Origin of the sequence: Butyrivibrio sp. AE3009 (genome assembly GCF_000420845.1) — a bacterium.
In the GTDB taxonomy this organism is placed as follows: domain Bacteria; phylum Bacillota; class Clostridia; order Lachnospirales; family Lachnospiraceae; genus Butyrivibrio.
Genome location: NZ_ATVS01000041.1, coordinates 16,906 through 30,116 on the forward strand (window position 1 = coordinate 16,906; position 13,211 = coordinate 30,116).

The 13,211-nt window shown below is 45.5% G+C and carries 15 protein-coding genes; 4 read left to right on the forward strand and 11 right to left on the reverse strand.

The window, feature by feature from the left end; translation table 11 throughout:
• Positions 1-317: 317 nt before the first annotated feature.
• The 7 genes from G588_RS0115635 to G588_RS0115665 form a co-directional block, all read right to left on the reverse strand.
• Positions 318-977, reverse strand: a complete 660-nt coding sequence (locus tag G588_RS0115635) for a hypothetical protein (RefSeq protein ID WP_022779652.1) — start codon at positions 975-977, stop codon at positions 318-320.
• Between the two features lie 94 nt (positions 978-1,071).
• The gene (locus G588_RS21820; RefSeq protein ID WP_081644386.1) at positions 1,072-1,866 is read right to left on the reverse strand and encodes a class B sortase; all 795 of its coding nucleotides are present in this window, start codon (positions 1,864-1,866) and stop codon (positions 1,072-1,074) included.
• 4 nt (positions 1,867-1,870) lie between these two features.
• Positions 1,871-2,929, reverse strand: coding sequence for an LCP family protein (locus G588_RS0115645; RefSeq protein WP_022779654.1), 1,059 nt, complete (start codon positions 2,927-2,929; stop codon positions 1,871-1,873).
• 18 nt (positions 2,930-2,947) lie between these two features.
• A complete protein-coding gene (locus G588_RS0115650) occupies positions 2,948-3,409 on the reverse strand; it encodes a hypothetical protein (RefSeq protein ID WP_022779655.1) in 462 nt (153 codons plus the stop codon).
• Between the two features lie 14 nt (positions 3,410-3,423).
• Entirely contained in the window at positions 3,424-4,257 is an 834-nt protein-coding gene (locus G588_RS0115655) for a polysaccharide biosynthesis tyrosine autokinase (protein ID WP_022779656.1), read from the reverse strand.
• An 11-nt stretch (positions 4,258-4,268) separates the two neighbouring features.
• Positions 4,269-4,994: a YveK family protein gene (locus G588_RS0115660; protein ID WP_022779657.1), complete on the reverse strand. Its 726-nt coding sequence runs from the start codon at positions 4,992-4,994 to the stop codon at positions 4,269-4,271.
• A gap of 42 nt (positions 4,995-5,036) precedes the next feature.
• Positions 5,037-5,762 carry a CpsB/CapC family capsule biosynthesis tyrosine phosphatase gene (locus G588_RS0115665; RefSeq protein ID WP_022779658.1) on the reverse strand — a complete coding sequence of 242 codons (726 nt, stop codon included), beginning with the start codon at positions 5,760-5,762 and terminating at the stop codon, positions 5,037-5,039.
• 459 nt (positions 5,763-6,221) lie between these two features.
• Between G588_RS0115665 and G588_RS20670 the strand changes: the two genes are divergently transcribed.
• Positions 6,222-6,956, forward strand: coding sequence for a queuosine precursor transporter (locus tag G588_RS20670; RefSeq protein WP_022779659.1), 735 nt, complete (start codon positions 6,222-6,224; stop codon positions 6,954-6,956).
• Positions 6,953-7,699 (forward strand): hypothetical protein, encoded by a 747-nt coding sequence (locus tag G588_RS20675; RefSeq protein ID WP_022779660.1) that lies wholly within the window; start codon positions 6,953-6,955, stop codon positions 7,697-7,699. Before G588_RS20670 ends, G588_RS20675 begins: the two co-directional genes overlap by 4 nt.
• Before the next feature lie 36 nt (positions 7,700-7,735).
• Here G588_RS20675 and G588_RS0115680 read toward each other — a convergent pair whose 3' ends face one another.
• The 4 genes from G588_RS0115680 to G588_RS22830 all read right to left on the reverse strand — a co-directional run bounded on the left by G588_RS0115680 (position 7,736) and on the right by G588_RS22830 (position 12,106).
• The gene (locus G588_RS0115680; protein ID WP_022779661.1) at positions 7,736-8,383 is read right to left on the reverse strand and encodes a potassium channel family protein; all 648 of its coding nucleotides are present in this window, start codon (positions 8,381-8,383) and stop codon (positions 7,736-7,738) included.
• A 26-nt stretch (positions 8,384-8,409) separates the two neighbouring features.
• On the reverse strand, positions 8,410-9,792 hold the full coding sequence (locus G588_RS0115685; protein WP_022779662.1) for a TrkH family potassium uptake protein: 1,383 nt from the start codon (positions 9,790-9,792) through the stop codon (positions 8,410-8,412).
• Positions 9,793-10,174: 382 nt separating this feature from the next.
• Positions 10,175-10,765 carry a hypothetical protein gene (locus G588_RS0115695; RefSeq protein ID WP_022779664.1) on the reverse strand — a complete coding sequence of 197 codons (591 nt, stop codon included), beginning with the start codon at positions 10,763-10,765 and terminating at the stop codon, positions 10,175-10,177.
• 15 nt (positions 10,766-10,780) lie between these two features.
• The gene (locus tag G588_RS22830; protein WP_022779665.1) at positions 10,781-12,106 is read right to left on the reverse strand and encodes a phage tail tip lysozyme; all 1,326 of its coding nucleotides are present in this window, start codon (positions 12,104-12,106) and stop codon (positions 10,781-10,783) included.
• A gap of 470 nt (positions 12,107-12,576) precedes the next feature.
• Here G588_RS22830 and G588_RS0115705 point away from each other — a divergent pair, with 470 nt between their 5' ends.
• Both G588_RS0115705 and G588_RS0115710 read left to right on the forward strand, forming a co-directional pair.
• Positions 12,577-12,825 (forward strand): GlsB/YeaQ/YmgE family stress response membrane protein, encoded by a 249-nt coding sequence (locus G588_RS0115705; protein ID WP_022779666.1) that lies wholly within the window; start codon positions 12,577-12,579, stop codon positions 12,823-12,825.
• A gap of 24 nt (positions 12,826-12,849) precedes the next feature.
• Positions 12,850-13,032 (forward strand): DUF4250 domain-containing protein, encoded by a 183-nt coding sequence (locus tag G588_RS0115710; RefSeq protein ID WP_022779667.1) that lies wholly within the window; start codon positions 12,850-12,852, stop codon positions 13,030-13,032.
• Positions 13,033-13,211 lie beyond the last annotated feature (179 nt).

Here is a 13,211-nt window from a genome sequence, read left to right on the forward strand (position 1 = left end):
GCTCACTACTGCACATCTCAAGGCTTAATTTACACACTGTTCATGGCTCAATGTCTGACGCCCGGCCAAGACTTTTCCGGGGAACCATAATAATTTATCCCGGGCGGAGTTTTGAGCCATAGATCAAGAGGGACCTTTGGAGAGGACCATGAATCTAAGCGAACGAGGGGCGAATATTTCTATCGTTCTGATGTGGAAAACGGCACAGACTTCGGGGAGTTCAAACCTCCCCACCACCCTGAGCGTCCTCCCTCCATAAAAAAATCCGGCGTCTCCGCCGGATTTTCATTCATATATTCAGAAGTATGGTTGTGATGTCATCCTGTAACTGATGCAAGTACGGGAACTCGAATAAATGCGATTGTGCCATGCTTTGTCATATTTACAACAACATGGTCCTTACGGATCTCAGCTGTTGGAAGCTGAACCCAGTTCTTGCCCTGAATCTGATAAACTGCGATATTGTCGCCGGCTTGTACGCCGCTGCAATAGAAATTAACCTTCGCATTGGAGAAGCTTGCTCCCGGTGAACTTGTTGTCACACAGTTAATGAGGCTTCCTCCAAGAGAAGCTGCAAGAGAATTGGCCTGGGTTAACAGCCCCGGATTGGCGCCGGCAATCTTGAAGGTCACATTGCTTCTTCCGCCGTTGATCTCAACATGTCCGCCCTGGGCTATAACATTCCCGCCATAGTTTACGGCATTATTCTTGGTATAAACATCAGGCTGCTGATAAGCTCCGCCGCCACCGCCGCTGCTCTTTGCAGCGGGCTTGCCGGACTGCTGGCTTGCCTTAATGGTATTCTGGAGGCTCTTGATCTGCTTGGTAAGTCTCGCGATCTCTTCCTCCATCTTCTTTATATCCTCTGCCGTTACACTCTTTGATCCTTCCTGCTGATCAGAGCCGGCCGCATAAGTACATAGTGTTGTCGAAGCGAACATCACACAAGCAATCAGTAACGCAAGAATTCTCTTCATTTCTTTTGCCTCCATACTTTTTCATTCTATCTCAGCTATCTATGTTCCATGGTCAAAAGTTCTTACAGCCTTTCTTTTGACCCCATGTCCCTGCTTACTCGGGATCCGAATAATCAACGACTCTGTCCACCGTGCCGTTCATATCCGCCGCAAGACATCCGATAACGACTGTCTGCTTCCCTGTTCCCACCTCATCAATGGTGGATAAAGTAATGATGAAATTCTCCGGCTCAAGGCCTTCTTCCCAGCCCTGCCTTATATTCTTGCCCATGCTCCTGCCGGAATAGATCTCATCGATAAACTCCCGGCATCCCGAAGCATAGGAAAAATCATATTCCTCAATAAGCCTCGTGTTTCGTCTTTGGAACGCTGCCATAACCACATACACCAGCACCGTATCCTCAGTGTAAATATATATATACTGATGATCCTCAAAAAAAGTCCTGTCCAAAAACTGATTCAGATCCGAAAACATGGTCCCGTCCGAAAGTGTCTTGCCGTGAAGAACCTCATTAAAATCGCACATATCCTTTCGGTTGGCGGCCTCTATGTATATCGCTCCGGCAGGGTCCTCGCCCTTAAGAGCATTATGTGTTTTATAAAAAGAATCATCCCCGTCACTGTTTTGCAGAACAGGATAATCTATCCCTGTCCCCGGCACATATATCCAGCCGAAGATATCACTGTTTTCTTCTGTCAGCTTTGGGAAACTCACATAGGAATCCGCAGCAGACTCAGTGAGAACCGCATTCTCAGCCTCATTTGCATCTACCTTTTGCAAAAATCCTATTCCCCCACATCCCGATAAAAGCGCTGCCACCAGCACAGTTACAAGAATATATCTGACAGTTATCCTATCTATGTATTTATATCGGCACTTAATCTCCATTTATTTAGTCCATATTTTCAACTTTTTCATAAAATACTTCGATTATGGTCCTATAGAGGTCATCCTGATCCACATGGAACTCCTCAAATTCGCCGGTCTTCTCGGTTTTGCCGTCTATCATCATAAAATCCGTTGCATCAAAATTGTAATCCCTGATCTCCGGCGCCAGATAACCGATCTCATCGATGGAAATATTGGTCACCATCTTGTTTGAAATAGCAGTAAAAAGCTCCACTGCCGCATTATTGTTTTCTTCAGTGGCGGCTCTTGCTGCCTTTATAAAGCCGTTCAGATACTGGCGCTGTCTCTCCAGTCGCCTGTCATTTGAACCAAACTTATTTAGATCCCTGGATTTCACATAATGAAAGGCTGTCATGCCTTCAAGATGGACCTGTTCTCCCTTTTTCAGGGACTTGTCCCACTTTGTAAGATCCTCCAGGACCGTCACATCAACGCCCCCTACCTGGTCATTGATTATAGGGATAGCACTCATGTTGATGGCGGCATATCCATGTATCGGGAGCTGGTAAAACATGTTGGACACAGCCTTCACCTGGTATTCGCAGGATTCCTCCATACCGTTTCCAAAGCCGTGCTGGGTCGCGATCTGGGCTATAACGGTGGTTCGATACCTTCCGTACTCGTCATACACATCCACGTCCGTCATGCTGTTTCTGTTTATCCCGATAATTTTGATGGATTTGTCATGGGGATTAAGAACCAGTAAAAAAAGTCCGTCAGCCTGTCCGCCGTCTGTTCCCTCGGCAACCTCGGTGACAGTCTCGTCATTTTTGTCGATTCCCATTATCAAAAAAGTCTTGATATCTTCGTTGTAATCGTATACCTCGCCATTGTACCTGATCCAATCAGATTCCCAGCTGGCTCCTTCGGGCGCAGCATCAGCGGCCTCCGACTGAACCATTATCGGCGCAGTCGTAGCAGACTTGGCATCAAGATTCGATTTTCCCAGATACCTCATTGCCTCAATTCCAACAAGGGCTCCTGCCACGAAGGTCATAAGGACTGCCCATACAATGAGGAAAGCTCTGCCTTTTCCGCCCATAGGCACCTCACAAAAAGCTTAGTCTTCCCCGGTCTCTTCCTCCGATGAAGCCTCCGTAGATGCCTCCTGTGCCACATCATTTCCGAAAGTAAGCGCAGGGTATTCTTCATCCTCAATAATGTCGGAAGAGTCGCCGTTATCTTCGATATCCTCGATATCAGCCGGAAATACTCTTGACTGTTTGGTCACATTTCCGCTGTGATCGGCAACAGCATAGTAAACCACCGCCGTCTCTGCCTCTTTGTTAAGGACCACCTTCTCCACAACTATTCTTGAAGTAAGATCTCCGTCCTTGGCATCATAGGCGTTTATACCAATCTTAAGGTCATCATCCTTTGTTTCGGAATCATAGATAAGATCCACTGCTGAGAATCTGAACTCAGGAGCTATCCTGTCACTTCTTCCGTAGGCAATGACAATAAGTGCGATCAGCACTCCGCTTAAAATTGTAAAAAATACCCCCAGTATATTGCTTCTCACTTTTTCCTCCAGCCTTAATCTTTACGGGTTACACCTGCCAGATAATTAAGCTCATCAAGGTCATCCTCATCCGGTGCAGGTTCAGGCGCAGATCTGGTCCTTGGCGTTGTAGCTACATTCTGATTGTCCTCTCCATACCTGCCGTAATACTTGCCATAGTACTTGCCGTAGTATTTGCCGTAATAATTGCCATAGTGGCCATAATAACCTTTGCCTGTAATATCCACCTTATTAAGGACTACGCCCAGCATCTTGGCTCCTGCCTTGTCAAGCTGGTCTTTAACTCTCTGGGCAAACCTGTAGCTGATGGAATTACTCTCAACCACCATTATGGTTCCGTCGCACTGCTTGGCCACAACCGCTGCGTCGATAACGCTTCCCAGAGGAGGTGTATCTATAATAATGTAATCAAAAACCTGTTTCATATTTTCCAGGGCCTTGCCAAATATCCTTCCGCCCAGAAGCTCACTGGGATTCGGAGGCACAGGGCCGCTGAAAATAACATAGAGATTGGGAGTATCCGTCTCACAGATAACGCTTGAAAGTCTCTCTCTTCCAACAAGGCAATGGGTAAGACCCAGGCGGACACTTCCCGTTTTATATCTGCCCACAAGTACGGATTTTCTCATGTCGGCGTCCACCAGAACGGTCTTTTTGCCAGCCTCTGCAAAGGCTCTTGCAAGAGCCATGGCCACTGTTGTCTTACCTTCGCCGGGAGTGCAGCTGGTCACCGATATAACTCTCACATTCTGACCTGAGAACTCAACATTGCTTCGCAGAGTCTTGTAAGCCTCTTTTATCTGATAATTATTCTCGGACTGGCTGAAATGAAGCTTGGCACTTTGCATATTTTCCCCCGTTACTTATGTTTACTCTTCTTTGATTTCTTTTTGTCCATTTCCTCTGTGGTCAGCGGAATCAGCGCCAGAGTGCTCATTCCAAGATATCTCTCCACATCGTCGTTACTCTTGATCGTATCATCCAGCAGATACTCCAGTACAACGAAAAACGCCACCAGCACCGCCCCAAGGAATCCTGCGATCACCGTCCATCTGCCAACGCTTGGACTTGATTTCTCCATGGGCACATTGGCTGTTTCTGCCACGTTGATGGCATCGATATCCATAACGTTGGTGATATGCTCACTGGCAACTTCCCTGATACAGTTGGCGATCTTCATTGCCATGAGCGGATCCTCATCCTTGGCAGTTATCGCCACAATTCTGGTGTCCGAAGGGGTATCAACCCTCAGCACCTCAGACAGGTCGTCATAGGTGGTATCTATCAGATTAAGCCTCTGGATTACCTCCTCCAGAACGTACCTGCTCTTGATCAGCTCCGCATAGTCCTGAGTCAGCTGAGTGGATATCTGCACGTCGGAATATGTAACGGTCTGATTCTCCTCTTTGTTCAGAATATAGATCTTGGTGGTAGATTCATACACCGGATGAATCACGAACTTACTTAGGAATAGTCCCGCAAGAGCAAAGAAGATGCCCGAACTGATGATAAGAAAAGCCCTTGCAAGCAGTACCGCAAACAGTTCTCCAAGATTGATTTCAATGATGTCGTCTTTTTTCCCCATTAACTACCCCTGCTTTTGTCTACACTGAGTTAAATTATGCGTCTATACTATTTCATTGCTGATTACTGACATCGGATTGTCATAAAAAAGCCTGTCGGCGCAGCCTTTGCCGAACTTGCGCTCCATATACTTTCTGCACTCAAGAAGCTCCGGAGCTCGTCTTCCGGTGTCGTGGGCATCGGTGGCCACAAAATGCACCAGGCCGTTCTTGATCAGTTTCTTGGTAAAATGGCTTATTCCAAATCCGTATTTGCCCATCACACTGTTTGCATTGACCTGAATGAGGCATCCCATGTCTATCAGATCATCCACATATGCAGGGTGCGATACCACATCACTGTAGCGCTCCACATGGGCAACTATCGGTATGAAGCCGGCGCCCTGAACCTGATAAAGGGCATTGTGTATAGCTTTGTACGGGTTCGTCGGATGAAACTCAACCAGGACATAATCAGAGTCTGCAAGTGAGCAGATCCTGCCGTTTTCAAGATCTGCCTGGGTCTCATCGCTGTAATATATTTCATTTCCTGAATATAGCTTTATATTTATTCCGTTATCGTCAGCCATTTTCTGGAGTCTGTCCCTGTATACTACGTTGTGCTGCGGGCTGACGTTATGATGCATAGGTTTATGGTGAGGTGTAAGTATCACCCGGGTTATGCCGTTTTTCTCGGCAATCTTCAGCATCTGAAGACTGGTATCGATGTCCGGGGAACCGTCATCCACCCCCGGCATGATATGACAGTGAATATCAATGGATTCAAGCATTACTTACTCCTATTGTAATTTTTGAAAACACGATTTTTACTGAGTTTGTCGCCACCACATCTTTGTAAAGGCGCACAAATATATATGATATATCATATTAATTATACACCCTGTTTTTGACGCCTTTCAACATTGTGTAGGACTTTATAGATTTTTAATCAAGATATAGATTTTTCCTGATCTGCAGCAGAATTCACACTAAAGTCACATTTACTATAGTAATTTATGCGTTGACACATAAGAATTTACGTAGTAATATGTACAAGCTTAATCAATGAAACCATTGACGCCGACAGTTCGTTTGCACCATCCTGTCGTTAAATAAAACCAGGGCTGATCAGATGTACTATGCATTTTGACTGCTCTGCGATCCTTTCGTAGAGCTTTTTTATTTTGTGTGTTCACTATTTCTGACCTGCTCTCGTTTTTAAGTATTATAGAAAAAAGAGGTTAGAAGTAATGATGAATTTGTTTTTAGGTATTCTTGAACTTGTAGTATGTTTCTCAGGTGTCCTTGTGATGGACAAGCTCTTTGGCAAGTACGGCCTTTACACATGGATGGCCCTTGCCGTTATCTTTGCAAATATCCAGGTTGCCAAGCAGGTTGATATCGCAGGTATCTCCACCGCTCTTGGTAATGTAATGTTTGCATCCACCTATCTTGCTACAGATATCCTCAACGAAAAATATGGCGACAAGTCCAGTAAAAATGCTGTTAAGATCGCAGCCGGCGCTCTTATCGCCTATATCGTTTTTGCCCAGTTCTCACTGGCCTTCATTCCCAATTCCTTCGACGCAGTTGACGGAAGCATGAAGACTCTTTTTGCAATGTCAGTCAGGATCACCACAGCTTCAGGTCTTATGTTCATCCTGGCTAACTGGTGCGACGTTATCATCTATCAGAAGCTCAAGCTAAAGACCGGTGGCAAGTACATGTGGTTTAGAAACAACCTTTCAACCATCATCTGCAACTGCCTTGAGAACTTTGCTTTTGCCATCCTTGCTTTTGCAGGAACCTATCCCGTTGTATACTGCCTCACAGTTTCAGTTGCAGGTTCACTTATCGAGATGCTTATAGCTCTCTGCGACACCCCTTTCCTGTATCTCGCCAAGGCTCTTAACAAAAAGTCCGGCATCCTTCTGGAAAAAGGCAGCGATGACAAAGCCGAAGAAAACGCAGAGGTCATCGCATGATCCACGATCTTGTAAGATATCAGTTCGACAATAAGAGCTCTCTTCCAAGGGAAAATGTGCTCCTTGTTTCACTTGGCTGCTCCTGGGGAAAATGTGCTTTCTGTGACTATCAGGATGACAAATCCTCCTCTGTTCTTGCCTGCGATACAGTTAACAAAAAAGTCTTATCACAGGTCCGCGGAACAGAAACAGGAGCTTCCTGCCTGGATGTCACCTGCTCAGCCTCCTATACAGAGCTTCCCTTCACGACAATGAATTACATCAGAGAGACCTGCATCGCCAAGGGAATAGGGACTGTAATTCTTGAGGGCCACTACATCTACAGAGACAGTAATCGCTATTTTACCGACTTCTTTGGAAGTCATGACATCAATGTCATCTTCAGATGCGGTGTTGAGACCTTTGATGAGAACATTAGAGAAGGGCTTCTTCGCAAGGGTCTTCCCGGCGTAACTCCAACGGAGCTGGCAAAGTATTTCGACTGGATCAACATTATGTACGGAATGGATTGTCAGAGCTTTGAGCAGCTGCAAAAAGATATTGAGATCGGCCTTGAGCACTTTAAAAGGATCAACTTAAGTATCTACACCAGTATTCCAAATGGGCCGGGCCGTGACGATGAAGCCATCAGCGCTTTTTACAACAGTGATCTTTACAGAGAATTAAAAAAGAATCCCCGTATCGATATCTTCGATGAGTGGGATGAAAATAACGACCATAACGTAGGGCACGATATCCCCTGACTAACAGGGGCTCGTGCCCTTTTCCTTTGAATATATTTATCTCCATTTATTGATGCTGTCTTTTTCTATAATAACCATCAGCAGATCGTCATTATTAAGCTTGTGGTTTGGATCCACATAAGTCCATTTGCCGCCTACATTCTTGATGGCAGCTACGTTCATATTGTATTTCCTTCTGAGATTAAGTTCTATCAGGTCCTTACCAAGCCATGACTTCTTGGGCGGCAGCTCTATCATGCACAGATTGTCGTCAATCTCAAAGTAGTCGCGAATATACTGGGATGTAAGAATCCTTGCGGAGCGCATTCCTCCCTCTTCCTCAGGGCAGATGATCTTATCAACTCCTACTCTTTTTAAGATCTTACGCATTCTATCCGATGATGATTTGGCTATCACGACAGGAACGCCCTGCTCTTTGGCAATGGAAACGCAGAGAATGCTTGCTGAGAGATTGCTTCCCATACAGGTTATAACTATGTCCATGTTCTGAAGTCCAAGGGCCGATACCTCATCCTCATTGTCCAGATTGACGCAGACCGCCGAAGTCACCTTGGAGGAAATATCTCTGATGACCGTCTCGTTCATATCCGCCACAAGAACGTCCTCTCCCATGCTGTACAGAGCCTCCGCAAGACTCCTTCCGTATTTTCCCAAGCCTAAAACAGCTATTGATTTCTTAGTCATATTATCCGTACTCCAATTTGATTCTGTTATCCTACATAGAAGTTTCCTTCAGAGTAGTTGATTCTGTTATTTCCCGATCTGTTCCTCGAAAAAAGTGCCACCAACGAAATAGGGCCGATTCTTCCAAGGTACATTGCGATTATTACTACAATTTTTCCCGCTCTTCCAAGCGAAGGTGTCAGTCCTCTGGATAGTCCCACCGTTCCGCAGGCACTTACAACCTCAAATAATGCATCCTCCATGGGCACGGGATTAACCACCGACAAAGCGATAGTCAAAACAAAAACTGCCCCGACTCCCACGAATACCACCGCAGAAGCCTTTCTCATGGACTCCTCCGATACTCTTCGTTTAAAGATAACCTTTTCGTCCTGATGCGCAACGTAGGTCCTGACATTCATGATAAGAAGGAACATTGTAACTGTCTTGACACCGCCTGCGGTTCCGATGGGTGATCCTCCAATGAACATAAGAACATAGGCTGCAAGACATGACGCAGGTGATAACCCCGACTGGGAAAAGGTAGTAAATCCTGCAGTCCTTAATGTCACAGATTCAAAAAGGCTGTTGACCAGCTTGCCGCCGATGCTCATATTTCCGATGGTTTCCGGATTGTTGTACTCAAGCCCAAGAAACAACAGCATTCCGCCAAATATAAGTGCCATTGAAAAACTAAGCACCAGCTTGGTATGCTCCGACAGCCTTCCAATCACCATTTTGGGAGTAAATCTTTTTCTTATTCCCTCCCCGGCCTTGTCAATCACATCAAACCATACAACAAATCCGATACCGCCAAGGATTATAAGGAGCATCGTAACTGTCATGACAATCGGGTTATCTTTGTAATCTCCCATACTGTTAGGGCCGATCACATCCATTCCGGCATTGCAAAAGGCTGACACTGAATTAAATATCGCTCTCCACAGCCCCTTCCTCACTCCGAATTCCGGAATAAATACCGTCGCATACAGAATAGCTCCGATTCCCTCTACAATAAACGTCCCCTTCAGCACCTCTCCAAGAAATGACAAAAGCTTGGAATCCGTATTAAGGTTAAAAGCATCTCTAAGGAGCATTCTGTCAGTCAGGGAAAACTTTCTGCCGGTAAGCCTCATCAGCATTGAAGCCACAGCAATCATTCCAAGACCACCTATCTGCACCAGTATCAAAATAACAAGCTGCCCCGCAAAACTCCAGTGCATGTAGGTATCCACAACCACCAGCCCTGTAACACACACCGACGTCGTCGCCGTAAAAAGGGCTGTCAGAAGCGCTGTGGTTTCTCCCTTTGCAGAGCAGATCGGCAGCATAAGTATAAGTGTTCCCACAATTATGGTTAGCAGGAAGCTTGCCGGTATGATCTGAACCGGAGACAGCTTGATTTCTCTTATTTTCTTAAATAACTTCATTTGTACCTCACTTTGATCAGATCATGTCATTTAACAGACATGCCTTAAAGATTATACAGCTTATAGATACGAATGTATATCTTTGCCCTGAGGTACCTGAGTACCGAAAAGCGTTTATCCAATGCAGTAAAATACCGCCTCTCAATCGGTACAGATTGGAGAAGCGGCTCATTATCAGGATTATAATCACCATTCGCCTGCATCGGAAGGTTCCTGGCCATTCCTACAGCCTGAGTGTGGACAAGAAACAGATATTGTTGTTCGAACAGGAGAGAGAGTCGTCGATAATCCCATCTGCCCCCGCCATCACACAGGTTGTGGGAATGGCCGGGAATAAATTCCCGACACATCCTAAAGAATATACTAAACGAATAATGAAGGATTAGTTAGCTTTTCTGGCTGTATAGATCAGTTGTGCTGCATCAAAGGAATCATAGCTGAAGTATACGGAAATACCTTCGTTGGTTACCTCAAAGATATAGTAGGAATAAACCGCTGTGTCATCGTCATAAACAGTCTCGGGGTATTCCATGTAGATGCGGTTGCCTTCCATTTTGGTGCAATAGAAATCATATCCTACAAAACGATAGGACTGCTTTTCGGCATCGAAATAGTCGCCGATGGCGATTCCGCCTGCTTCAGGATCGTTCTCGATAACGATGAAGCCGTCCTGACCGTCAAGGCTGCATTTTTCATACTTGTAGACACCGATAAGTGCATTAAGAAACTCGGTGGGATTGGCAGCTGTTAAAGTAACACCTGTTTCGCCGCCTTCTGCTGTACCGATCAGTTCACCATACTCGCTTGAAACCGATGCGCCGGAGTTGCTCTCATCCAGAGTGTAATCGGATGACACAGTCTGGACATCCTGTTCCTGAACGGCTACAGTGTTCTTTTTGCCACAACCTGCCAGCAGCAGGGTTGATAATAAAGTAATACCAACAATCTTTTTAAATCTAATAAATTTTCTCATAATACCTTCCTCAAATTAATCAAGCTTCATGCCAAACATGTGCTCTTTATACCAGTAGTTGGCTGCATCTCTTCTCTTCTGAAGATCAAGCTCATAGTTGCCGGTCTCCTCTGACCATACAAATCTCTCCCACTTGATGTGGTTCTTGCCGGGCTGACCATACTTACTTGCTTCGTAAGCTGCCTTGCTGGCGTATCTTGCAGGTGACTCATAATTGTGACAAATATAGTCAGTTGCATCAACAAAGTCTGTCATACCCTTAAGCTTCTCTACGCCATCAGCGCCAAGTCTTGTGTACATATCCTTCTGGATAAGGAACTGAATCTGAACATCCAGGTCTGTGGGATCCTTGCCAAGAGACTGTGCAAACTCAAGAAGCGCCTGCTTTCTGTCTCCTCTCCACTGAGCAAGACCAACAGATCCCTGATCTCCTACCAAGGATGTAAGGAAGCCGTGCTCTGCCTCAAGGTTACCAAGGATAGCAGCTGCTGCCTCAGGTGAATATCCTGCGTCGATAAGTGCCTGATAAATCTTATCAGCTGCAGCTCTATCACCTGATGTTACGTAGTTATCATTGATCGGAACATTTCTCATTGTTCCGAATCTGGTAGCAGGGCCTGTCTCACCGGACTGTCCACCCTGTGATGCACCGCCGCCGTTACCGCTGCCGCTTCCACCTTTTTCTTCCTTCTGGCCGCTACCGTTTTCGTTACCATTTCCGTTACCGTTGCCATTTCCTGAACCGGAGCCGCCTTCTTCGCCTTCGTTGCCGACAGGGGGAACAACAGGTACTACAGGAGGAACTGTATTCTGCTTGCCGGTGCCGCTTCCACTTCCGCCGTTGCCGCTTCCTCCATTGCCATTTCCACTGCCGTTACCATTTCCGCTTCCGTTGCCGCTACCGTTTCCATTTCCACCGCCGTTACCGTTTCCGCCGCCGTTGCCATTTCCACCGCCGTTGCCGTTTCCGCCGCCGTTGCCATTTCCACCGCCGTTGCTGTTTCCGCCGCCGTTGCCGTTTCCGCCACCGTTGCCGGGGTCTGACGGATCAACATTATAATTTCCGGGAGCCTTGATATTTCCCTTGATCTCGTCCTCGGTATTCGTATATTCATTAGCTATCTGAGTAAGTGCTGCACCAAACTCCTCTGCCTTAACAGATCTAATCTTTATCTGCTCAACAAGTTGTTCAACTGCCGGCTTAACCATTGCAAGAGACATATCAAGACTGTCGGCTATTTCTTGTGTCTGTGATGATAAATTATCAAGCTCTACTGAAACATTCTGATAAACTGTTGCCTGTGATTTGAGAGTGTCTGGTTTAACTCTAAATGTACTCATGTCATATTACCTTTCGTATGAGGCGTTCTTATGCACAACGCCTATCTGTTTTTTTCTACTGAGCATACTATCATACTTTTTTAAGCAAATGGTCATTTTCTGACGAAACGACATCGAAATCGGACGAATGACACTTTTTTTAATTTTTTATGACTTTTTTGGGTTCCTCGGACGAAGGTCTTAGGAATATTTGTTGGCGGTCTCAAGGGGAGTGGAGTAAGGGGGCGCAGAAGGATAACTGAAATGCTCACCGCTCTTTCGCTTGGATTTATGGCTTTCCCAAAATCCCGCATCGTATCTACGGCTCTAAACTCCGCCCGGAGTATGTTATTATGATTACCCGGAAGGTTATGGCCGGGCGTCAGACAACGAGCCGTGGACAGATACTCCTCGGTCTTTTGACAAACCTCATATATCCGGAATTTGTGCTATACTACATATTAAAAAAGTTATTGAAAGGGGAAAAAGATATGATTAATGGAATGGGTTTAATAACAGGCCTTATCATTGGTGCACTTGCCGGTTGGATTGCCGGAAAATTCATGGACAATGACGGAAGTCTTCTTACTAACATTATCCTTGGACTTGTGGGAGGTTTTGTAGGTAATCTCGTCCTTGGCTTTGTGGGCATTCACGGATCAGGACTCATCGGTAACCTTATTGTTGCAGTTATCGGAGCCTGCATCATAATCTTCGCAGGAAGAAAACTGATAAAATAAACGCCCGCTGATATGGAGGTAATTATGATTCCAAAAGATCCGGTCATGCTACTAAGCTATATGAATATGAAACTTCGAGACAACTACTCATCGTTAGAAGCACTCTTCGATGACCTTGATGTCTCACCCAATGAACAAAAAGAAATCCTAGACCGCCTAAACAGCCTAGGATACACCTACAACCCTGAAACAAATCAATTCAATTGATTTGTTGAGCCCTCATTATATGATATACGAATTGCTCCATGACTAAAGTCATTTTCGCAATTCTGCAAATATTCGGAAACCGCTAATTTACTGCGTAAATTGCTTATTCCTCATATTTGTTCGGGTCATAAAGTCAAAATGCTTAACATGCAAGCATGTACGCATTTTTGACTTTTGAC